Below are 248 nucleotides of genomic sequence, written 5' to 3' on the forward strand. Positions count from 1 at the left end.
CTTGTCCTTCTGCGAAGCAAGTCTGCCGTAGCCTGCGCGGATAATCGCAAAAACGATGCCGTCAGCCTTGACCTTCTGCCAGTCGATATCACCGTTGTGAACGCTCACATCGATACCTTTCATAGTATCAGTCTCTTTGTGCTTATCCGCAGTATCAGCGGCAAAATACTTGTAAAAATCATCGGTCACAGAGCCGTTGCTGTGAACTTCATCGCCGTACCACTTACCATTCGAGCGGACATCCACAT

General features: G+C 49.2%; 1 protein-coding gene. It reads right to left on the reverse strand.

The window, feature by feature from the left end; genetic code table 11:
* Window positions 1–248, reverse strand: a 248-nt coding sequence (locus QVO51_RS09325) for a GH25 family lysozyme (protein ID WP_288168073.1), incomplete at both ends; no start/stop codon positions are given.

The sequence above is a fragment of the Ruminococcus sp. CAG:379 genome (genome assembly GCF_000434255.1).
Taxonomy (GTDB): domain Bacteria; phylum Bacillota; class Clostridia; order Oscillospirales; family Ruminococcaceae; genus Ruminococcus_F; species Ruminococcus_F champanellensis.